General features: G+C 42.8%; 18 protein-coding genes and 1 pseudogene. 12 read left to right on the forward strand and 7 right to left on the reverse strand.

Translation table 11 applies throughout. The features are described 5' to 3' along the window. The 4 genes and pseudogenes from LJE72_RS16775 to LJE72_RS16790 all read left to right on the forward strand — a co-directional run. A pseudogene (locus LJE72_RS16775) lies at positions 1-281 on the forward strand (hydroxylamine reductase); the annotation flags it as partial. A 118-nt stretch (positions 282-399) separates the two neighbouring features. Next, complete coding sequence (locus LJE72_RS16780; RefSeq protein ID WP_229249004.1) at positions 400-801, forward strand: hypothetical protein; 402 nt, start codon at positions 400-402, stop codon at positions 799-801. Positions 802-1109: 308 nt separating this feature from the next. Continuing rightward, positions 1110-2387, forward strand: coding sequence for an HD-GYP domain-containing protein (locus LJE72_RS16785; protein ID WP_229249006.1), 1278 nt, complete (start codon positions 1110-1112; stop codon positions 2385-2387). Between the two features lie 21 nt (positions 2388-2408). Then, entirely contained in the window at positions 2409-2981 is a 573-nt protein-coding gene (locus tag LJE72_RS16790; protein WP_229249007.1) for a DUF5317 domain-containing protein, read from the forward strand. 2 nt (positions 2982-2983) lie between these two features. Here the strand turns inward: LJE72_RS16790 and LJE72_RS16795 are convergent, their stop codons facing one another. The 4 genes from LJE72_RS16795 to LJE72_RS16810 form a co-directional block, all read right to left on the reverse strand. Continuing rightward, positions 2984-3748: a tRNA threonylcarbamoyladenosine dehydratase gene (locus tag LJE72_RS16795; RefSeq protein ID WP_229249008.1), complete on the reverse strand. Its 765-nt coding sequence runs from the start codon at positions 3746-3748 to the stop codon at positions 2984-2986. 80 nt (positions 3749-3828) lie between these two features. Then, on the reverse strand, positions 3829-5571 hold the full coding sequence (locus LJE72_RS16800; RefSeq protein WP_229249009.1) for an NADH-dependent [FeFe] hydrogenase, group A6: 1743 nt from the start codon (positions 5569-5571) through the stop codon (positions 3829-3831). Positions 5572-5714: 143 nt separating this feature from the next. After that, complete coding sequence (locus LJE72_RS16805) at positions 5715-7598, reverse strand: NADH-quinone oxidoreductase subunit NuoF (protein WP_229249010.1); 1884 nt, start codon at positions 7596-7598, stop codon at positions 5715-5717. Between the two features lie 143 nt (positions 7599-7741). Beyond that, positions 7742-8293, reverse strand: coding sequence for an NADH-quinone oxidoreductase subunit NuoE family protein (locus tag LJE72_RS16810; protein ID WP_229249011.1), 552 nt, complete (start codon positions 8291-8293; stop codon positions 7742-7744). A gap of 255 nt (positions 8294-8548) precedes the next feature. On the opposite strand from LJE72_RS16810, the gene LJE72_RS16815 reads away from it, so the two are divergent. The 7 genes from LJE72_RS16815 (at position 8549) to LJE72_RS16845 (ending at position 16262) form a co-directional block, all read left to right on the forward strand. Continuing rightward, positions 8549-8947, forward strand: a complete 399-nt coding sequence (locus tag LJE72_RS16815; RefSeq protein ID WP_229249012.1) for a MerR family transcriptional regulator — start codon at positions 8549-8551, stop codon at positions 8945-8947. Positions 8948-9024: 77 nt separating this feature from the next. Continuing rightward, positions 9025-10263: an acyl-CoA dehydrogenase family protein gene (locus tag LJE72_RS16820; RefSeq protein WP_312038940.1), complete on the forward strand. Its 1239-nt coding sequence runs from the start codon at positions 9025-9027 to the stop codon at positions 10261-10263. 382 nt (positions 10264-10645) lie between these two features. Further along, on the forward strand, positions 10646-11899 hold the full coding sequence (locus LJE72_RS16825) for a DUF445 domain-containing protein (protein WP_229249014.1): 1254 nt from the start codon (positions 10646-10648) through the stop codon (positions 11897-11899). Next, positions 11896-13206, forward strand: coding sequence for a DUF445 domain-containing protein (locus LJE72_RS16830; protein WP_229249016.1), 1311 nt, complete (start codon positions 11896-11898; stop codon positions 13204-13206). Before LJE72_RS16825 ends, LJE72_RS16830 begins: the two co-directional genes overlap by 4 nt. Positions 13207-13638: 432 nt before the next feature. After that, complete coding sequence (locus LJE72_RS16835) at positions 13639-14868, forward strand: ammonium transporter (protein ID WP_229249017.1); 1230 nt, start codon at positions 13639-13641, stop codon at positions 14866-14868. Between the two features lie 72 nt (positions 14869-14940). Continuing rightward, entirely contained in the window at positions 14941-15279 is a 339-nt protein-coding gene (locus LJE72_RS16840) for a P-II family nitrogen regulator (protein WP_229249019.1), read from the forward strand. A 701-nt stretch (positions 15280-15980) separates the two neighbouring features. Then, complete coding sequence (locus LJE72_RS16845; protein WP_229249022.1) at positions 15981-16262, forward strand: hypothetical protein; 282 nt, start codon at positions 15981-15983, stop codon at positions 16260-16262. Positions 16263-16422: 160 nt separating this feature from the next. Here LJE72_RS16845 and gdhA read toward each other — a convergent pair whose 3' ends face one another. Beyond that, the gene (gene gdhA, locus LJE72_RS16850) at positions 16423-17760 is read right to left on the reverse strand and encodes an NADP-specific glutamate dehydrogenase (protein ID WP_229249023.1); all 1338 of its coding nucleotides are present in this window, start codon (positions 17758-17760) and stop codon (positions 16423-16425) included. A gap of 152 nt (positions 17761-17912) precedes the next feature. Then, a complete protein-coding gene (locus LJE72_RS16855) occupies positions 17913-18572 on the reverse strand; it encodes a hypothetical protein (protein WP_229249024.1) in 660 nt (219 codons plus the stop codon). A gap of 185 nt (positions 18573-18757) precedes the next feature. Here LJE72_RS16855 and LJE72_RS16860 point away from each other — a divergent pair, with 185 nt between their 5' ends. Further along, positions 18758-20521, forward strand: coding sequence for a two-component system sensor histidine kinase NtrB (locus tag LJE72_RS16860; protein WP_229249025.1), 1764 nt, complete (start codon positions 18758-18760; stop codon positions 20519-20521). Here the strand turns inward: LJE72_RS16860 and LJE72_RS16865 are convergent. Then, the gene (locus LJE72_RS16865) at positions 20518-21288 is read right to left on the reverse strand and encodes an HD-GYP domain-containing protein (protein WP_229249026.1); all 771 of its coding nucleotides are present in this window, start codon (positions 21286-21288) and stop codon (positions 20518-20520) included. The genes LJE72_RS16860 and LJE72_RS16865 overlap by 4 nt on opposite strands. Between the last annotated feature and the right edge of the window lie 596 nt (positions 21289-21884).

Raw genomic sequence — 21884 nt, forward strand, 5'->3', positions numbered from 1 at the left:
GTAATGATTCCTATTCCTTAGCTGTGATTGCCTTAAAACTCAAAGAAGTCTTCGGGCTTGATGATATTAACCAACTGCCTATTTCCTATAACATTGCTTGGTACGAGCAAAAGGCAGTTATCGTGTTACTGGCACTGCTCCATTTAGGTGTAAAGAACATTCACTTAGGCCCAACCCTTCCGGGTTTCTTGTCTCCGAATGTGGTTAAAGTTTTAGTTGAAAACTTTGGTATTGCAGGCATCTCCACTGTTGAAGAGGATGTAAAAATGTTTATGGCATAAAAACTTCAGAAGTCCTTTAAGGTCCCCTTTACTGAACCATCAGTAAAGGGGACCTTAATATTTTTTGAAATGAGGATGACATTGAAATACGGGAAGCAAGAACTGTTAAAGAGATAAAATGTTCGAAAAAGGGAACTCTGTAATAGAGGTGCCGAATCGGCCTAAATTAGTTGGGGTGACACTCAGAACCGTCAATGGAATGGCAGAAGTTAAAGTGGAAATGTTAAAAGGAGATACTCTTCTAGAAGGGCTCGCTGAAGGGCCGTCCTCGTCTCATAATAAACTGCGTCTGTTTGTTGAGGCTACACTTAAAGCACTTGAACCGCTCAAGTCCGGACTTTTATTTGTTACTGAAGATGTTGGAATTATACAGCTAGCAAAGCAACATATTGCGTTAGTTTCCATAACTTTAATTGCCTCTGCGGGTGAACAATCCCTTACCGGATGTGCCATTGTCAAAAATGATGATCGGGAAACTGTGGGTAAGGCAACTCTTGACGCAGTTAATCGCAAACTGTAATTCCTCAGTTCCAATTATTTTTGCAAGATTTGGTCGGCCACTTAACAATTTAGATCGGGGAGTACACCTGTTTTATTCACTATAGCGAAGCGGTAGAACTGTCCCTTTGATAAAAAAATCAAGGAGGTTTACCGCAATGAGCAAATTATTAAAAGCAATCTCTGTTCTCGTTACTCTCGTACTCGCCGGTGGCGCAACCTTTCGGTGGTAGAACGTATAAAGTAGAATATAACAAGGTTTTCGCCGTTGGGCATGACCATAAAATCTAAGTTGTAAGTTGTCGGCCAGAATAATATTTGAGGTGGCTTATGGAAAGATCGTCGAAGAAGTTTAAACTATTTTTTTCTGTGATAACTACCTCTGCTACAGTTATTTTAGTATGGAACATCTTTAACACAAATTGGACTATTGAACAATTAATTAATCTTTTAATCTTCGGGATGCTTGCCATTGCTTGTGAATCTTTGCCAGTTGCCCTACCTAAAGGAGGGTATGTAACTGTAAGTTATTCGATCTTTCTTTCTTCGCTAATCTTATTTCCTTTGGGAGTTACATTGACAGCAATGGCATTATCTGGACTGTTTATTTTTGGAAAGGTTGCAATTGAACAACCCTTATATAAAAGGGTTTTTAACGCATCTCAATATGTCTTGTCCTTAACTGCGGCGTATGCTGTTATCTATTTTGCTAAAATCTTTTCGTTTCAATTTGATGTAAAATCGATTCTGATTTATGTTGTTGCAGCGGTTATTTATTTGATAATAAATATGACCATTGTTGCTTTAGTATTAGGGCTCCTATCAAATAAAGCCCCTTTGTCCATATGGATGGTTAACTTTCGGTGGGCCCTACCTAACTTTATGGCACTCGTTCCTCTTGGCTTTTTGTTGGCATTGCTCTATAAGAATTGGGGTCCACTAGGACTTTTTCTTCTCTTTATCCCACTTTTAATTTCTCGTCATGCCTTTCAACTCTACATCGATATGCGGGAAAACTATCTCAATACAGTCGAAGCCTTAGTCCAGGCGCTAGAGGCTAAGGATACATACACCAGCGGGCATTCTGCAAGGGTAGGTAAGTTGGCAGTCGCTGTTGCAGAAGGAATTGAAATGAGTGAAGAAAAAATTGAATTTCTTAAATATGCTGCAGCCTTACACGATGTTGGTAAGATCGGAGTCAACGAAGTAATTTTAAATAAAGAAGGGGAACTTCTAGAGGTGGAGTGGGAGGCTATTCGCAGCCATCCCGTGATTGGGCAAACGATTATCAAAGGTATTAAATTCCTATTTGATATTGGACAAGTAGTTCGCCATCATCACGAGCGGTTTGATGGAAAAGGATACCCAGATGGGATCCGAGGGGAAGAGATTCCACTGGAATCGCGGATCATTGCTGTTGCCGATACCTATGATGCGATTACTTCGGATCGCAGTTACCGCAAAGGGCGTACTCATGGTGAGGCTATTGCCGAGTTAAAAAGGGTAGCAGGATCACAATTAGATCCAAAAATTGTAGAAGTTTTCTGCAATGTGGTTACGGACGAGGTAGTCCAAAGGGTTAATGTGGAACACGTGCAAATTGCTTAATTTCTACTCAAGAGGTGAAGTATGCTCATAGAAGCTTTAATTCTGGCATTAATAATAAGTCTGTTATGGGGAGGGAAAATTAACCGCTTAGGTCAGCTCGTTTTAAGGGAATCTTGGCTGGTCCCGGTTGCCCTTATAATACAAAGTGGTCTCTACTGGGCCGCTGTCAGAGAAGTTGGACTAGACTCAAGTTGGCTGGTTCAGTCACTTGGTACAGGGTCCTATTTTTTATTACTATTTTTCACATGGCGTAACAGAACATGCCCAGGTATGAGTTGGATTACCCTGGGGATTTTACTTAACACTATCGTAATTGGTGTAAACGGAGGAGTAATGCCGGTGGATCGATTCTTCCTTCCAGAGGAGAGCCGCAAAGCATTGCTGGAGGGACAGGGTACCCATGGTTTAATGACATCGATGACTCACCTGAGTTTCTTAGCAGATCGTTTCTATCTGGATATCCTAGGATTAAAAAAACAAATGTTTAGTGTTGGAGATATCCTTATTGATATCGGAGTATTCTTTCTCCTATTCAAGACTATGGTAAGTCAAGACAAGCGACCTAAGACTTCAGTGCTTTCTAATAAGATCTGAATTTAAGCAAGTATCTTGGTATTAAGTAAATCCCGAATAACTTCCCCGGCAATAAGCAGACCAACAACAGGTGGAACAAAGGAAATGCTTCCTGGAATTTGGCGTTTCTCAGCGCAGTGGGCTTCCCCCCTTGGGCAGATACAATTTGTTCGACAGTCATCGTCAGAGGAGATTGGAGTAAGCGGCAGGTCGGGGCTAAATACGACCTTAATTCCTTTAGTGATTCCTTCTTTGCGCAGCAATTTGCGCATGGCCTTAGCTAGTGGATCCCCGCTGGTTTTAGAAAGGTCAGTAACTCTGTAATTTTCGGCAGTAAGGCGATTTCCTGCTCCCATACTGGAGATAAAGGGGATTTTGCGCAGTAAGCATTCTTTAGCCAAACTGACTTTACTGGAAACAGTATCAATGGCATCAACAACATAGTCTGGCTTTCGATCAAGAAAGCGCTCCGCATCTGCCGCCGAATAGAACTCTTTGATGGTTTCCACTTGAGCTGTCGGGTTGATCTCTTGAATTCGCCGTTTCATGACCTCGACTTTCGCTTCGCCCACAGTAGAGCGGAGAGCGTGTAATTGTCGGTTAATATTTGTAAGGCATATATCGTCAAAGTCGACTAGGATTAAATGGCCAATACCGGCACGGGCCAGGGCTTCCACAGTGAAAGAACCTACCCCTCCAATTCCAAATATCATAACACTGGTTTTACGAAGCTTTTCCAGACCGGTATTGCCAATCAGAAGCTCTGTCCTAGAGAATTCGTGTTGCATATTCCCACCACTTCTTTAAAATTTTACTCTACAGAGTTTATCATAACCTTTAACATTAAGAAATAGTAGGGAAGGAAGCTCTAGATCTTTCGACGCTTTGTAAAACTGGTATGGAGTAGTTGGTGGGCTTTTTCTCCGTAGGGTTCGCCAATGAAATCGTTGTAAAGCTTAAGGACAGCAGAATTTTTATGGGATTTGCGCACAGGCTTGGAGCGGTCTTCTTGATAGATGGCATTGGCACGGGCTTGCAGTATTTCTATATTTCCATGGTGATAAGGTTGACCTCCGCCTCCGATACATCCACCGGGGCAGGCCATTATTTCGATGGCATCATAATGACGTTCACCTGATTGTATTTTTTCCAGAATGGTTCGGGCATTCCCCAGACCATGTGTAACGGCAATTCGAAAGTCACGCTCTCCAATCGGAATGACAGCTTCCTTGATTCCATCCATCCCCCGAAGAGACTCGAATTCCACGTTCTCCAAGGGTTTTTCCGTCAACCACTCGTAGGCAGTTCGCAAGGCCGCCTCAATGACGCCGCCGGTAGTTCCAAAAACCACAGCTGCACCTGTTGATTCCCCTAAAGGATGATCAAAGTCTTCATCTTTTAGGTGATCAAAGTGAATCCCGGCCTCCCTGATCATGCGCGAAAGTTCGCGGGTTGTGATGACGATGTCCACATCAGGAGTGACCGGATCTTGCCCCAGCTCTGGGCGGGCCGCTTCGTATTTTTTGGCAATGCAAGGCATAATCGAGACAACGGTAATTTTTTGAGGATCGATCCCATAAGTCTCGGCATAATAGCTTTTGGACAGGACCCCTAACATTTCATGAGGAGATTTACAGGTTGAGGGAATGTCCAATAAATCCGGGAATTGATGCTCAAAGAATTTGACCCATGCAGGACAACAACTGGTGAGAATCGGCAGACGCCCGCCGTGTTCTATGCGGTGAATCAGCTCAGTAGCTTCTTCCATAATCGTCACATCAGCCCCGAACTCCGTATCAAAGACACGGTCAAAGCCAAGCCTGCGGAGGGCGGCAACCATTTTGCCGGTCACAATCGTTCCCGGTTCCAGTCCGAATCCTTCTCCGAGAGCGACCCGTACAGCAGGTGCCGTTTCTACAATAACGTAACGAGTCGGATCATGGAGGGCTTTCCACACCTTATCTACTTGATCAAGTTCCATCAAGGCCCCAGTAGGGCATACGGCTACACATTGTCCACAGAACGTGCAAGAGGTGTCGTGCAGAGGTAAGTCGAAGGCGGTTTTAACCACTGTTTCAAAACCCCGTCCCACTGCAGAATATACGCCAACCGTTTGAACGTCGTTGCACATCGTTTCACAGCGGCGACAGCGAATGCATTTATTAGGGTCGCGAATAATAGCTAAACTGGATTTATCGATTGCAAACTCAGATTCTTCTCCTTCATAGGTAATATTTCGCACTCCAAGATCCGCTGCCAGGGATTGGAGGTCACAATCCAGGTTTTTGGGACAGGTCAAACATGACTTAGGATGATCGGAAAGCAGGAGTTCCACCATGGTCCGCCTGCCCTGGACAGCTCGCAAGGTATCCGTTTTAACGACCATACCATTGAATACTGGAGTGGAACAGGCAGGGGCTAAATTTCGGCGGCCCTCTACTTCGACCACGCAGACACGACAGGAAGCAATGTGATTATTCAATCTCATCTCATGCAGGTTGAGGTAGCATAAGGTTGGAATATCGATATCTATAGTTCGAGCAGCGTCTAAAATGGACATTCCATCCGGAACGGTAAGGGATATTTCGTTGATTGTTAGTTGAATATCCATAACGGAGTCCTCCTTTAAAGAAAACTTGGCTGGCGCTCACGAAGACACAGTCTTCGAACGAATTAGCCTTCTTGCAGCATGCGAAGCGGCCGCCTAGTTGCACTTATGCCCACGCATTCTAATAAGCAGGGTATAGGGGTAACTTAATGGCGAATGATGGCACCAAATCGGCATTTTTCCATACATGCCCCGCATTTGAGGCAACGTTCTTCATCGATAACGTGCGGTTCTTTGACAGAGCCGGAAATGCAGTTGGCTGGACAATGTTTAGTGCAAAGAGTACACCCTTTGCATTTGTCAGTGATCTTATACCTCAGTAAACTCTTGCAAACTCCAGCCGGACAGGATTTATCGACTATATGGGCCAGATATTCGTCCCTGAAATATTCTAAAGTGGAGAGAATGGGATTAGGCGCACTTTGCCCAAGTCCGCAAAGTGAGGTATCCTTAATGATTTTGCTCAGTTTTTCCAAACTGTCTAAATCGTCTAAGGTTCCCTTGCCCTCCGTAATTTTTGTCAGGATTTCATGAAGACGTTTTGTGCCGACCCGACAGGCGGTGCACCGACCGCAAGACTCGTCCACTGTGAATTCGAGGAAGAATTTCGCAATATTGACCATACAATCGCTGTCATCCATAACAATCAATCCCCCAGAGCCCATCATAGAACCGATGGAGATCAACGATTCGTAGTCAATGGGGGTATCCAAATATTTGGTGGGAATACATCCGCCAGAGGGTCCGCCGGTTTGCGCTGCTTTAAAGGTCTTATGATGTTTGATCCCCCCGCCAATATCAAAAATAATTTGACGCAGGGTCGTTCCCATAGGGATTTCTACAAGTCCTACATTGTTAACTTTTCCAGCTAGGGCGAAAACCTTAGTCCCCTTGCTTTTTTCCGTTCCGATATTCGAAAACCAGTCCGCTCCTCTTAAAATAATGGAGGTGATATTTGCAAAGGTTTCCACATTATTGACACAGGTGGGTTTGCCCCACAGTCCCTCCTGAGCGGGGAAAGGGGGTTTAACCGAAGGTTCACCGCGAGCACCTTCAATGGAATGAATAAGGGCAGTCTCTTCTCCGCACACAAAGGCGCCTGCTCCATATTTAATTTCTACATCAAAGCAAAAATCGCTGCCTAGGATTTTTTTTCCAAGCAATCCATACTCTCTAGCTTGGGTGATCGCGATTTCTAAACGGTGAATAGCCAGTGGATATTCCGCACGGATATAGATAAATCCATGAGTTGATCCGATGGCTGAGCCTGCTATGAGCATCGCCTCTAACACGCTGTGGGGGTCGCCTTCGAGGATCGAGCGGTCCATAAAAGCCCCGGGATCCCCCTCGTCAGCATTACAAATAATATAGCGTTGTTTAGCCTCGCCCTGACGCGTAAGTTCCCACTTTACACCGGTGGGAAATCCGCCGCCGCCTCTCCCGCGGAGGCCGCTTTTTTTTATCTCTTCAATAACTGAATCAGGGGTCATCGTAAAAAGGACTTTGGCTAAGGCTTGATAGCCATCGGCAGCGATATATTCACGAATGTTTTCAGGGGCAATATAGCTGCAGTTGCGGAGGGCAATACGAAGTTGATTATGATAGAAGGGGAGGTCGGCAGCAAAACGCTGTTCTGTGTTAGGGTCAATATAGAGAAGACGTTCAAGCTGCTTCCCTTGAACGAAGTGTTCCTCAACAATATCAGCTACATCGCTGGTGGATACATCTACATAGAGGGTATTATCGGGGTGAATTTCAAGAATTGGCCCTTTTTCACAAAACCCAAAACAACCTGTTTGGAGCACTTCAACTTGATCAGATAATCCGCGCCGGTCAAGTTCTTCTTTTAGTAATTTTGCTATTTCAGGACTATCTGAAGCGTGGCAACCGGTTCCTCCGCAAACCATAATATGCCGCGGTTTGCCTTGGGCATCCATAGTCGTTAGTGGGTTAGCAATACGCCGATTTTCAAGAAGAGTCAGGCTCTCGGTTTTTAGGGCATTCAGCGCAGCGGTGTCATTGAGTTTCATATGACGTTCCTTCCTTTAGTCGAGGTTCGAGGCGCGAGTTTGAAGTTCGAGGTCTGAAGTTCGTACTTCGAAGTCTTAAGCCCAAGTTTCAAAGTCCGAACTGAAGTCTGCGACTTTTAAGTATCGCGGCCCGAAAAATTGTTTCACGTGGCGTGCTTCACGTCTTGTATAGGTTCGACGCTAGATATCTCGCTTTGTGCATCGGGTGTCGCTTCCGAGCGATACTTGGCAAAAACCTGTTTAATATCCTCGGTATTCTCTAAACGTCCGTGGACTTTTCCATCCACTGTTATGACAGGAGCCAAGCCACACGCCCCAATGCAACGCACAGAATCTAAGGAAAAAAGATGATCCTCTGTAGTTTGCCCGGTTTTAATCCCTAGCTGACTCTCGATTTCCTGTTGTAATTTTTCAGAACCTCGTACAAAACAGGCGGTGCCCATGCAAACGTTCGCCACGTGTTGCCCACGGGGCTTCATGGTAAAGAATGAATAGAAGCTCACAACGCCATAGACTTTGGCTGAGGGGATGTCCAATTTCTGTGCAATATGCCATTGCACCTTGTCGGGCAGGTAGCCAAAAAGTCCTTGAGCATGGTGGAGAATTAAAATAAGATTTTCTTTTTTGTAGGGGAGGCTGTCAATATAGTCATCCAACAGTTGATAAGGATCTTTAATTAGAGAGTTGTTGCTCATGGAATCCTCCTTTAGTAAGGTTCTATTTTGAGGAGCTTCTTTTATAGTTCCCAGTTTTCCAAGATTTACGTATAGTTTGGAAGGAATCCTTGTAAGTTTAAAAACAGAGTTTGACCGTAGGAGATAAAATAAAAAATTCTTAAAAATTATTAATGAGGAACGTGGTATTTAAAATAAAGGACTTGACGTTGACGTAAACGGGTGTCAGAATATTCGTAATAGTAATCCCTAATAGTCTGAAAGGAAGTGCATTTTTTGGTTGTTGAACAGCCACTCGTGAGTATTTCGAATTTAGCAGAAGAATTTCTAATTACACCGAGGACTATTCGCTATTACGAGGAAATGGGCTTGTTGACCCCAGTACACCACGAAAAAATGAGCCAGAGGTTATATGGGGCACGAGAGAGAGCTCGCTTAAAGTTAATTCTTCGAGGTAAAAGGTTGGGGTTTTCTCTGAGTGAAATTAAGGAAATGATCAATCTCTATGATATTGATCGTACAGAGGGTCTCCAGTTGGAACGTGCAGTGGCCTATGGAGAAAAGCGCCTGCAGGAGCTTGAGGAGAAAATCCAAGAACTCACCCTGCTTAAAGCAGAATTACTAGACTATCATCAGCAATTTACAGAGTTAATGAAGAAATGTACAGAGGAATAACGTCATAAAGAAAATGACCTGCCAACGGACAAATAAGTTAGTCAAATAAATCTACCATCAACAAGGAGGAGAGAATGATGTTCGATTTTCTTTTGACCGGCGCCCAAAAAGAACTGCAAAACGAGGCAATTGCCTTTGTGAAAGACAAGGTCCCCAAGCAATTGATTTTAGATATGGATGCCGAGAAAGTGGTTTATCCGGTTGAATACATTAAAGATCTTGGAGAAGCAAATCTTTTAGGTTTGCGTTTTGCCCCAGAGTATGGCGGTCGGGGGCTCAACTGGGTTGATGAAGTCGGAGTTTTAGAGGAAATCGGGATTTTAGGTACCAGTCTAGCCTGCCTTTACTCGTTGCCTTCTATCGTTGGGGAAGCTCTCGCTCGTTTTGGTTCGGAAGACTTAAAACAACGCTACTTAAAACCCACTCTAGAAGGGAAAATCTACACCGCCGAGGCGCTGACCGAACCTCGGGGCGGATCGGATTTCTTTGGTGCCACCACAGTTGCGGTACGAGATGGGGAGGATTTTATACTTAACGGCCAAAAGAGGTTTGTGGTCGGTGCTGAAGGAGCAGACTACTTTATGGTATATGCCAAGACCAATCCTGAGGGCAAATCCCATGAAAGCATGAGTGCTTTCATCGTAGACAGGGGTCCGGGCGTAGAAGTCGGGCATGTGTACGGACTAATGGGGACCAGAGGTGGCGGAGCAGGGCGTGTCGTCTTTAAGGATGTACGGATTCCTCGTCAGAACCTTTTGGGTAAAGAAAACGGAGCCGCTGAGATTTTCTATCAAATGATGATTCCGGAAAGAATGACAAGTGCGGCTGGGGCCTTAGGCATGGCCCGTGCAGCTCTGGAAGTAGCTTCAGTTTACAGTACCAAGCGCAAGGCTTTTAATCACACGATCAAAGATTTCCAAGCAGTGAGTTTCAAAGTTGCTGATTCCATCACTCGTTTAGACGCTGCACGCGCCTTAGTCTACACGACTGCTCGAGCTATTGACTCAGGAGTGCCAGCGGCCCAAGGCAGACGCTTAGTCTCTGAGGCCAAAAAATTTGCCACCAGTACAGCCTGGGCCGTCGTTAACGATGCTATGCAGATCATGGGGGGGATTGGCTATACGAATGTGTTCCCAGTAGAAAGGCTTTTGCGGGATACAAGATTGATCATGATTTGGACGGGCACGAATGAAGTGATGGATCTCATTATTCAGCACGAATATTACAAGGAATTAAAAACCCAGATGTCTAACCATCGAGCAATCGAGGAAGATGCTGAAAACGCACATTTAATGGAAGAGAAGGTCTATGAATAGTCCCTAACGAGGCATAAGGTCGCCAACAATGTAAAGAGACTCAAGCACTGTTAAAGATTTTCAAAGTGTACCCTATAGAGAGGCGGTTGAAAAAGGTCAAGCCTATAGGGTACACTTTATTTGAGCCGAAGTCGTTGATACCAGTCAGTTACAGCCTCCGGCCTCTATGGAGATGCTCTAATTTAGAGAGTAAAATCACTTTTTGTTTAGCTGTAATCTGTGGACAGAAGCAGCACTAAGGTTACTTTGGATCTGTTTTACAGGAAGTAAATTGATCCAAAGGTTAAGGCTACTGGCATAGGAATAAAAAATAGGCTAGAATAGGTAGGGAGAGGACAAAGAAACAGAAACTTCCTCATAATGTTTGATGCAGGTGAAAAAAATGACGAAAAGAAATAATACTCAGAGTGCCAACCTAACCTTGGGAGGAATTACCCTAGGTTTTTTAGTGAGCTATCCATTTTATCTACAAGGCAGTTTTGTTGGTGGGCTCATCTCAAGTGGATGCAGTGCAGGAATGATAGGGGGACTTGCCGATTGGTTTGCGGTAACGGCCCTTTTTCGGCGGCCGCTGGGTATTCGGCCGGGTAAAGTCGTGCGTACTGAGATTATTCCGCAGAACCGAGAACGAATTTTTACAGCCTTAGCAGATATGGTGCAACAGGAATTGTTTTCTCAAGACATACTTAGACGTAAACTGTCCGCATGGGATTTTTCCGGAGTGCTGATTCGAGTCTTTCAGGAACGGGAAGTCCAGGAAACTGTGAATCTTATGCTTGCCAATACCGTACAGGATATCTGGAACCATCGGGAACCGGAAGTACTCAGGGGGCAGATTAAGGGGTTGCTTAAAGAAAACATAAAGGATTTAAAGCTATCTCAAACTCTGGCAGAAGTCCTCGAGTTTTCAATAGAACATGGAGATATCGATGGGGTCTTGACGGTTGTTTGTCGGGCAATCACTGAATTTGTAGATCAAACTGTCGTTCAAGATACTCTCAAGAATATGATGGAAGCAGCCTTAACAAGGTATGAAGAAAACAATTCCACACGTAAAATGATTGGGAAGCTCCTTCCTTCGCCTGCTGAGCTGGCGCATGGCCTGCAAGAAAAGGTCAGAAAGGCATTACAGGACGGGACCGTCGTACAATGGCTCAAGGAATCCTTGCTCCAGTTTGTCTTGGAACTCAAAACAAAGACTTCGCTTCAAGAGCGTCTGGATATCTTTGTTATCAAAGTTTTGGATGGGGAACTGGAAGCCCTGGATGCAAAAAAAGTAATTGCAGGTTCATTAGGGACAAGCAATGAGAAGTCCTATTCTGTGACTGAGCACCTGCTCGTAAATTTAAGGGACAACTGGCAGGGGTATCTTAAAAAGATTGAACATAATAAAGATTTCAGGGCGAAAGTCAATGAAGAGGTAAAAAGTATCCTTGAAAAACAGATTATATACCATCACAATGCCATCGGACGCATAGTCCGCGAAGGGCTGGATCCTTTGACAGATGAGAAGCTGGTTGAGCTGATTGAGGATAAAGCCGGAAATGACCTGCAAATGATTCGAATTAACGGCTCAGTCGTTGGCGGCTTAGCTGGAATGCTCATTTACTTGCTTGGGATGGTGTTGCAGTCATGAATTATCAGAAAAAGGCGAATCTCGTTTTGACTGCAGTTTTTATCCTTTTTATAGGTGCAGCAGTCATAGAACATTCTAATCCGCATAACTTTGGGATCAGGCTAGTGTATTTCGTCTTAGAAGCAGCCTTGGTCGGCGGAATCGCCGATTGGTTTGCAGTAACTGCAATTTTCAAGAAGCCGCTGGGATGGGGCTTTCACACTGCGCTAATCCCGCGAAACAGGGAAAAGGTCATAGAAGCAGTTGCGTCCATGGTGCAATCGGAGCTATTACGTGTTGATCTGATTCGACAGAAGATCGAAGGAGTTCCCTTTATTGAATCCCTTGTTAACTATGTTAAAAAGGAAGGCGGTTCAGTATATCTTACGAACAAATTAACTCCTTACCTTCAGCGTTATATAGAAAGACAATCTCCGGACCAGTTAGCAAAGAAACTTTCTATGTATCTTCGAGAAAATGCTAAGACTTGGCACTTAGCCCCCAAGGTTGAGGCTGCGAGCGGATGGGCACTGCACCATGGCTATATGGATCAAGGATTAGATCAGTTGGCAGAAGGATTGTGGGATAAAGCTTCCCAAGGGGAAACAAGGCAAGTTATTCTCCGATACCTCGAGGAGATAAAGCAAGAAAAGGTAAGCAACGGAGGGTCAATATTCCGTACCCTACTAGGTTTTGTAGAGATGTCAGATGGATTAAACCTGGAGGAAGCAGCCGATGCCTTGCAAGTTGAGTTGCTTCTAACTTTGCGCAAATTGAAGGATCAAAACCATCCTATGCGCGTAACTTTAAGGGATAATTTAATGGGTGAAATAGTGGCATTCGCTCAAGATCCAGAGTTTGAAGTCCAGATAGAACGCTGGAAAGATGATCTTTTGAAAGAGCATTTCTTCGAGGACTTTTTAGAAATTGTCATAGAGACGGCCATCAACACCGCAACTTCTCCGTCACTAACTTCGGAGCCAAATGCTCTGCAGTGCATGTTACACTTCTATCTGGAAAAATATTGGGTTAGCATTCAGGAAAATAAAGCCCTTAGGGATAAGGTGAATTCGTTCATCGTGGATACATTATGTCGCGTAATCAAAAATGAACATGACATGATTGGACTCATGGTGAGGGAGACACTGGCAGCGTACACGGATCAGGACCTCAATCAGTTTGTACAGGATAAAGCGGGTAATGATTTACAATGGATTAGGATCAACGGCTCGATGATTGGTGGAATTGTGGGGTTCATCCTGTTTTTATTCTTGGAGTTTGTCTATAACCCCCTCATCATGTCAGTATTAACGAACTATACTCGTTGAAACCGCTAATAAAATTATCAAAAAGCTGTTCGTCCAATGAGATTCGAAGACGTCTAACTTCCGATTTTTGGTCTCTGGCCTCTGGCTTCTGATCTCTGCCTTCCGTAGGTATACAAGATTCATAAAAAGAAAGTATTGTAATTGGTTTGTCCTTTATGCTAGAATACCTAACATAAGGTTGTGCACAACCGAAACCTCATAGGTTATACATCTAGGCAAAGCAAAGACGCTTTGGGATACTCGCAAGAGTACTCAAAGCGCCTTTTTGTTTTTGCCAGGCAGAAAGTATAACTAATCGGTCATCACGGCGGATTGCCATTAGGGCATCTAGCCATCTATGGAGATGCCCTAATCTCAAACCATCGTTGGTTGAGTCATGGTGACGCTTATGGCTTGGCTTTAGCCAGGTTTTCGAAGTAAGGAGGAATAATTATGGATACGGGAGATACAGCCTTTATTTTAGTTTCGTCAGCTATGGTTCTTTTGATGACGCCCGGTTTAGCGCTCTTCTACGGCGGTATGGTTCGAAAAAAGAATGTTCTTGGCACGTTTATGCATAGTTGGATTGCCATTGGCCTCATCTCGTTGCAATGGATTTTAATTGGATTTACTCTAGCCTTTGGAACGGATCATCACGGTTTAATTGGTGGCTTAGACTGGTTAGGTTTAAATGGAGTTGGGATGGATCCCAACACGGATTATGCTGCCACTATCCCTGCAATTGTTTTTATGGGTTTTCAAATGATGTTTGCTGTAATTACCCCTGCTCTAATTAGCGGCGCTGTTGCAGAGCGGATGCGTTTTCCGGCATTTATACTCTTTATGTTGTTATGGGCAACATTTGTCTATGATCCCGTGGCCCACTGGGTTTGGGGTGTCGGTGGTTTCTTAAGGAATCTTGGGGCGTTAGACTTTGCAGGAGGAAATGTGGTTCATATTAGTTCCGGTTACTCTGCGTTAGTTGCAGCCTTGGTACTTGGAAAGCGTAAGGGGCTTGGCAAAGAATCAATGGCACCTCATCATTTGCCGATGACCGTTTTAGGCGCAGGGCTCCTGTGGTTTGGCTGGTTTGGTTTTAACGCAGGGAGCGCCTTGGGTGCTAATGGTTTAGCTGGAATGGTCTTTGTTAATACAAATACTGCCGCTGCTGCGGCTGCCATTGCCTGGGCGTTTGTGGAACGCATCCATCGAGGGAAAACCACGATGCTTGGCGTAGCCAGCGGTGCGATCAGCGGGTTAGTAGCCATTACTCCTGCTTGCGGATTTGTGACCCCACTCTCCTCCATAGTTATCGGTTTAGTAGGTGGATTAGTTTGTTATATCGCAATCAGTGTAATGAAAGCAAAGTTCGGCTATGATGATGCTTTAGATGCCTTCGGATGCCATGGCATTGGAGGAACTTGGGGAGCACTGGCCACAGGAATTTTTGCTACCAAGACTATCAATTCAGCTGGTGCAGATGGATTAATCTATGGAAATATGTCCCAATTGGGTATTCAGGCTACGAGTGTTTTAATTACCGTGGTGTTTGCTGTAGTAGCAACGTTCGTCATATTAAAAGTAATAGGCTTGTTCACCAGATTGCGCGTCAATGAAGAACAGGAAGCAAATGGTTTGGATTTATCGCTACATGGAGAAACCGCATATTCAGAGTTTATCTAATAGGCTAAGTTAGTTACCCTTATAGTGCTTGATAAAAAACAAGCGGACTAAATAATGATGGAGGATTTGAATATGAAGAAAATTGAGGCGATTATTCGGCCTGGAAAGTTAGACAATGTAAAAGATGCTTTAGGTGCACATGGGGTTAATGGATTGACAGTGACCCAAGTAATCGGGTGTGGAAAGCAAAAAGGAAATACTCAGGTTTATAGAGGTGTTGAGTATACCATTCATCTTATTCCAAAGGTGAAGATCGAGGTTGTGGTTATTGACAGTGATGTTGACAAGGTCATCGAGGTCATTACCCAAGTAGCACGGACCGGAGAAATTGGAGACGGAAAGATCTTTGTATCTTCAGTGGATAATGTTTATACAATAAGAACAGGAGCCAGTGGAGAACTAGCATTATAACTAAACAAGAAGGGGATACTATCAACACTCAAAGGTATGATCATCAGAAGAACATTTATAAAGAATCAAAGACATAAGATCGTTCTCTAATATAAGGGAACGGTCTTTCTTTCTATTGTGATAAGCAATTAACTAATGGTAGAGAAGTTATTGATTAATAAAACACAAGTAAATAAATGAAATTTAACCAATATGTGTAAACAAAGTAAAGGGATCTTCGTATAATGTATAAAGAATGAAAGGGGGATTTTAAATGGCATTCGGAGCTGACGGAGCTAGCGGCGTTGGCGCTGGTATTGCAGTGGTAGTTGTTATTATTTTGCTTCTCATTGCGATGGGAATTGTATTCTAAGGAGCCCACTGTTTAAGTAATCTCACCTAATATAGGAGGTATAAATAATATGTACGGTTATGGTGGAGGGTGTTGTGTTGCTCCCGTTGTTGGTACAGGAGTAGGAGTTGGAATCATCACGATTGCGATTTTAATTCTAATCGCTTTGGGAGTTATCTTCTAAGGTTCATCTGAAAGGGGCTTCCTATCACAAGGGAGCCCATTATCGTTAAATCTCTTTAATGAACTCGTTCAACTAAAGTTGAACATCGAAACTTTAGTGGGACTTTACCCCCGCCGAAGGAGAATCGGGGTACCACTTGAAGTGGGAGTCTCATGATTTAGATCAAGTCAAGGAGGTGAAGGTGGAGTGTCAATTAGAGGACTTAATCTTTTTAATAACCCAAATACCCAAAATCTGATGCAAAGCTTGGGACAAAACCCATTTCCTATGAGGGGTCTTGAACGTTTTATGCAGAAAAGAGGAATGAATTATCCGCCCTTTCCCCAAGGGGGACCAAACCTCCAAGGACCGAATTCACAAGGTGAAGCTGGGCGTTTGGCAGATACTTTGAAGGTACAAGAAGCGACCGAGAAACGTGGAGGAATTAAGGAATTTCTTAGCCGCTTTAGCCGTAGACGAAACAAATAGTTAATCAAAGGACAATAAGTTTTTTTCTACGGGCATTTTACCTGATAAGTGTAGGTGATTAGGGAAAAGAGCTAAGTGTAAAAATAGACAAGGCACCTTGGTAACTTGCCAAGGTGCCTTGTCTATCAAACGTATAAACTTAGTTCATTACCAATCAAGCTTAATAAGCAATTCCTTGAGCATACATTGCACTAGCAACCTTAATAAAGCCGGCGATGTTCGCACCTACAACGAGATTGTCTTCTTGGCCATATTCCTTAGCAGCTTCGCTGGTATTTTTGTAAATGTTAATCATAATGTCTTTAAGTTTCGCATCGACTTCTTCAAAACTCCAGGAATATCGCATACTGTTTTGGGACATTTCGAGAGCGGAAGTCGCAACCCCGCCAGCGTTAGCCGCTTTCGCCGGGCCAAAAACTACTTTTTTATCAATGAAAAGATTAACCGCTTCCGGAGTAGAAGGCATATTAGCGCCTTCGCCGACAGCGTAGCATCCATTAGCTACCAGAGTTTGGGCAGCTTGTCCGTCTAATTCGTTTTGAGTGGCACATGGAAGAGCAATATCGCATTTAACACTCCAGATATCAGCACATCCATCCTTGTAAGTTGCAGTTGGATGAGATTCTACATATTTGTTGATTCTGAGTCGATCAACTTCTTTGATTTGTTTAACAGTGTCTAGGTTAATTCCTGCCGGGTCAAAGATATAACCATTGGAATCACTCATCGCAACAACTTTTCCACCCAATTGTTGGACTTTTTCTGCAGCATAAATTGAAACATTTCCTGATCCAGAAATGGTAACGGTCGCACCCTTAAAGGATTTGCCTTTTGCATTAAGAGCTTCTTCCATGAAATAGCAAAGGCCATAACCAGTAGCCTCAGTACGTGCTAAGCTCCCACCGTAGGCTAATCCTTTACCGGTAAGAATTCCGGTGAATTCGTTGCGGATTCTTTTATACATACCATACATGAAGCCGATTTCGCGACCACCGACGCCAATGTCTCCTGCAGGAATATCTGTGTCGGCACCAATATGTTTAGATAACTCACACATAAAGCTTTGGCAGAATCTCATGATTTCTCCGTCTGATTTACCTTTTGGATCGAAATCACATCCACCTTTAGCTCCACCAATAGGAAGGCTTGTGAGTGAATTTTTAAAGATTTGTTCAAATCCCAGGAATTTAATAATTCCTAGATTAACGGATGGATGAAATCTTAAACCGCCTTTATAAGGACCGATGGCACTATTAAATTGTACTCTGAATCCACGATTTACTTGAACTTTTCCACTATCATCAACCCAGGAGACTCTGAACATGATTTGTCTCTCTGGTTCAACAATCCGGCTGAATACTCCGGCATTTACCCATTCAGGATGCTTCTCAGCAACCGGATCGATAGATTCTAGGACCTCTCTTACAGCCTGGTGAAACTCGGTTTCGTTCGGGTTCTTTTTCACAACTTGTTCCATTACGTTTTCCAAAATTTTCATCTTTAAATTACCCCTTTGTAATTATTAGATTTTAATTCGCCTTTTATATTACAATGAATCTTGTCCAAATATAAGCATATTTGCGAATGAATTCATTATACATTGGCAGGGCCATCTTTCAGGGGGATGCTTCTGGAAATAACCCCCTGATTTTAGCTGTTTTGTGCAAGGAGAAGCTGAATTCCTGTTGCCAAAGTAAACAGGTTAAAGGCTATTTCTGTCGCGATCAACAAACGGGGCGTAATATCTGTCGGCAAGATATCACCTAAGTCGGCAGTAGCAATCGTCGTAATGCTCAAATATAAAAATGAAAGAAATTGAATTCCTAAGTTATCTCCCACATTCCCTGTAAAACTGGAAGGGAAAAATCTATAGAGGAGCAGATACTCTGCCGAGAAAAGAAAGATAATTGCCAGAATCCCCCCACCGATGGGACAGAGTAAGTGGTTGTAGGGAGCTTTGGATTCTTTTATGACTTCAGATATTGCTAAGGAAACTGCGATGGTCGCACCGATTGCATACCCGACGATTGAAAATTTAAAGAGGGTGCCTCCAAATTGTTTAACTGGATTATCTTCACTCGAGAAAAGGCTTAAAAAAAGTGCCCCAGCTGTCCCGAAAAGAGCAGGCGATAGTAATTCCCAGTAGCCAAGATTAAAGTTGCGTTTTAAAGGAAGAAGGGGGGGACAGACAGTAGAACAACTATGCTTGTTTGGAAGTGAAGGTTTATAGCCCCTCAAACTGTTTGGGGCTAGTGGATAAGGGCCAAAATAGGGAGGATAAGGAGGGGATTGTGTCTTTGATTGATCCACGTCTGAGTCGCCGCCTTTCCCAAAATTATATTCCATTGTATTCCAGGGAACATAATTGGGTTAAAAAGTTCGATGTGAGCTGATGGGTATTTTTTGATGAAAAGAAGGATTATTGGTAACTAAACAGGAATATATATATGTTTCATTTATAGGGGTTTAAGCCCAATCTTGAACAGGAGTGGACAATGAAGACTATTAAAATAAATAATAAATTTATTATAAATAAGTCTCAAAAGGAATTCTTAAAGAATAAAGTGTTTTCAAATTATTTTCGCCTGAGAATTTTATCAATGGTCTTGCTTTTATTAGATTGGATCTTCCTTTTTACGGATTACCGTAATTATCAACAGGGTCTTTGGAGCAGTACTCCTGGGTATGAATGGCTTTTTTACTCTCATGTTGTATTTGGACTTGGAACGACAGTAATCACAATATTATATTGGCACACAAACCTTAAGTCAGTGGAGGATGTAAGATGGATTCATAATGTATATGAGATTTGTTTTGCGGTCTTTTGCTTAGTCATGGCTGCAGTTATAACCGGCTGGGTTGATCAAAGGATTCATGGACAATTGACAGTTTACATTATGGTTTGCCTAATAATAGCTGTCTTTTTTAGCTTAAGTCCGATGGAAAGTTTCTGGGCCTATTTTTTGTCCTACATTATTGTTATTTTGGGAATAGCACGAAATCAGCCTGATTCTCTGGTGCTAAATGGACATTACATTAATACTTTTATGCTGATATTTGTCTCTTGGGTTTTATCGTTAACTCTTTATAATTCTAAACTCCGAGATTTTTTACATCAAAATAGCCTTGAGAGTCTAGTAAAAGAACGCACAAGGGAACTGGAAGAAATTAATCATCAGCTTATGAAAGAAGTGGGTGAACGTAAACAAGTTGAAAGAAAGATCTTTCGGTTAGCATCTATTGTTGAGTCAACAGAAGACGGCATAATTGGAATGACTTTAGAAGGTATAATTATAGATTGGAACAGAGGGGCAGAGTGTATTTACGGATACTCGGAGGAAGAGATGGTGGGCTTGTCAGTTAGAAAATTGTTTCCGGCAGACAAGCAGTTTGAGCTGGATGATATTTTGTTAACTATCTCTCTAGGGAAGTCCGTCTCACATTTTGAGACTACTCGTCAAAGGAAAGACGGACGGATTATTGAAGTTCATCTGACTGTATCTCCGATTAAGAATCACAATGAAACAATTATTGGAGCATCAACTATTGTCAGGGATGTTACTGCTCAGAAGAAGATAGAGAAGGAAATGACACGGATGGATCAGATGAACTTGGTCGGTGAAATGGCGGCAAGTATCGGTCACGAGGTGAGAAACCCGATGACAACCGTTAGAGGATTTCTACAGCTACTTGCTGAAAATACTAATTCTGCTAAATACAGCGGCTATATTCCGCTTATGATTAGCGAACTTGATCGCGCAAACCATATTATTACGGAATTCCTCTCCATAAGTCGTACGAAAGTAACTGAGGCTACCAGACATAATCTCAATGATATTATTAATAGCATCCTACCTCTTGTTCAGGTGGATGCTATTCGGAGTGATAAGTGCGTGACGACTCAACTGGATGTAATACCCGATCTGATTTTAGATGATAAAGAAATGCGCCAGATGATTCTTAATTTGGCTCGGAATGGATTTGAAGCAATGTCTAAAGGTGGTTGCCTTATCATAAGAACACACTTTAAGGACGAAAAAGTAATTCTAGTCATTCAAGATGAAGGAACGGGTATTAAACCAGAAATAATAGATCGGCTGGGCACTCCTTTTCTGACGACTAAAGAGACTGGTACGGGGTTAGGATTGGCAGTCTGTTACGGAATTGTTGCACGGCATAATGCAACAATCACGATCGAATCCAGCCCTATGGGATCAACATTCTTCGTTAAGTTCAAAGTTCCTTTATCTATCAGCTAAGCATAATTAAAGGACTCAATAAAAGCTTGAACAATAGTGGGATCGAATTGGTGACCCTTTCCCATGGCTAATTCTTCTAATGCATAGTCGATGGTTCGGCTTGGCCGATAGGAACGATGAGAGGTTATTGCATCTACAGCATCGGCAATCGTAATAATTCTTGCCAAAAAGGGTATTTCCTCTCCCCTCAATCCATCAGGATAACCTGTTCCGTCAAAATGTTCATGATGATGGCGAATAAGTGGCAGGAAATCACGAGCAAAACTGAGCGTGGAACAAATGTTTTCTCCCATTTCAGGATGTGAGCGCATGATTTCCCATTCTTCCTCGTTAAGTTTGCCGGATTTATTTAAGATTGCATCGGGTATTCCGATTTTTCCAATATCATGTAATTGTGCTGCTCGCCAAACGGTTTGCTGTTCATTGACTGAAAGTCCAAGGGTTTGTGCCAGCTGGAGGGCATAGTTTGCAACACGCTCAGAATGTCCACGGGTATAAGTATCCTTAGATTCCAAGGCCGAGGCCAAGGTGAAAATCACATTTTGAGATTCATCTAAGGCCTGTAGAGACTCTTCAAGACGGTTGTTGATCTCAATGAGGTCATTATTGTAGTCTTCGACCTCGTTGTTTTTTTGCTGGATCGTTTTTTGACTGACAAAGTCTTGAATCTTCATGTTATATATAGTAAACGATAGAAACCACGCGAAAATGATCAGAATTGTGCCATTGATATAATTACCCTTAAGAACGTCTAAATCCGATTGCAAGAACGTAATTCCAAGCATAAATAAAATCATGGAAGAAGCAAATACAGTTATACTGATTATCGGTTTTAGGTAGTTGTTGGTTGCAATTAAAATAGAACCAAGAATGAAGACAGTGATTTGATTGTGAAGGAGCTGATCGTTTATGGAGATACAGGAACTGAAAAGGATAATGAAAGCGGAAAAAAAGGTCCCCAACGAAGAATGCCAACGAGTCAGTATTTGGTCCTCTGACTTTAGTCTATTGAACCATGAGAATAGGAGGAAAATTGATAATATAAGGCCTAAGAATACATGAAGGTAAAATAAAGTCAAATACCCAGATGGGGTCCGCCAATACCATAGCCCTTCCTGATAATTCTTTAGATCAAAAAAAATAAAAAACATATTAAGAAGGGAAAGAACCAGTGCAAGATTACGCGAGCGTAAAAAATTTAAACGTACTATTTCATCAAAGAATTCTCGTTTATATTTATCAGGGAGTTTTAGAAATGGAGAAGGCATCGGCAAAGAAAGCCACCTTTCAAATATGGTTAGATAAAACATATTATTATTTCGACATAATCAATCACATTCCTTCAAGAACTTACCGATAGTTT

The organism is Desulfosporosinus shakirovi, from assembly GCF_020595055.1.
GTDB classification, from domain to species: domain Bacteria; phylum Bacillota; class Desulfitobacteriia; order Desulfitobacteriales; family Desulfitobacteriaceae; genus Desulfosporosinus; species Desulfosporosinus shakirovi.

Bases quoted from the DNA above. Each gene is read 5' to 3' on its own strand.
- LJE72_RS16780 (WP_229249004.1), top strand. From the start codon at position 400: ATGTTCGAAAAAGGGAACTCTGTAATAGAGGTGCCGAATCGGCCTAAA.
- LJE72_RS16785 (WP_229249006.1), top strand. From the start codon at position 1,110: ATGGAAAGATCGTCGAAGAAGTTTAAACTATTTTTTTCTGTGATAACT.
- LJE72_RS16790 (WP_229249007.1), top strand. From the start codon at position 2,409: ATGCTCATAGAAGCTTTAATTCTGGCATTAATAATAAGTCTGTTATGG.
- LJE72_RS16795 (WP_229249008.1), bottom strand. From the start codon at position 3,748: ATGCAACACGAATTCTCTAGGACAGAGCTTCTGATTGGCAATACCGGT.
- LJE72_RS16800 (WP_229249009.1), bottom strand. From the start codon at position 5,571: ATGGATATTCAACTAACAATCAACGAAATATCCCTTACCGTTCCGGAT.
- LJE72_RS16805 (WP_229249010.1), bottom strand. From the start codon at position 7,598: ATGAAACTCAATGACACCGCTGCGCTGAATGCCCTAAAAACCGAGAGC.
- LJE72_RS16810 (WP_229249011.1), bottom strand. From the start codon at position 8,293: ATGAGCAACAACTCTCTAATTAAAGATCCTTATCAACTGTTGGATGAC.
- LJE72_RS16820 (WP_312038940.1), top strand. From the start codon at position 9,025: ATGTTCGATTTTCTTTTGACCGGCGCCCAAAAAGAACTGCAAAACGAG.
- LJE72_RS16825 (WP_229249014.1), top strand. From the start codon at position 10,646: ATGACGAAAAGAAATAATACTCAGAGTGCCAACCTAACCTTGGGAGGA.
- LJE72_RS16830 (WP_229249016.1), top strand. From the start codon at position 11,896: ATGAATTATCAGAAAAAGGCGAATCTCGTTTTGACTGCAGTTTTTATC.
- LJE72_RS16835 (WP_229249017.1), top strand. From the start codon at position 13,639: ATGGATACGGGAGATACAGCCTTTATTTTAGTTTCGTCAGCTATGGTT.
- LJE72_RS16840 (WP_229249019.1), top strand. From the start codon at position 14,941: ATGAAGAAAATTGAGGCGATTATTCGGCCTGGAAAGTTAGACAATGTA.
- gdhA (WP_229249023.1), bottom strand. From the start codon at position 17,760: ATGAAAATTTTGGAAAACGTAATGGAACAAGTTGTGAAAAAGAACCCG.
- LJE72_RS16860 (WP_229249025.1), top strand. From the start codon at position 18,758: ATGAAGACTATTAAAATAAATAATAAATTTATTATAAATAAGTCTCAA.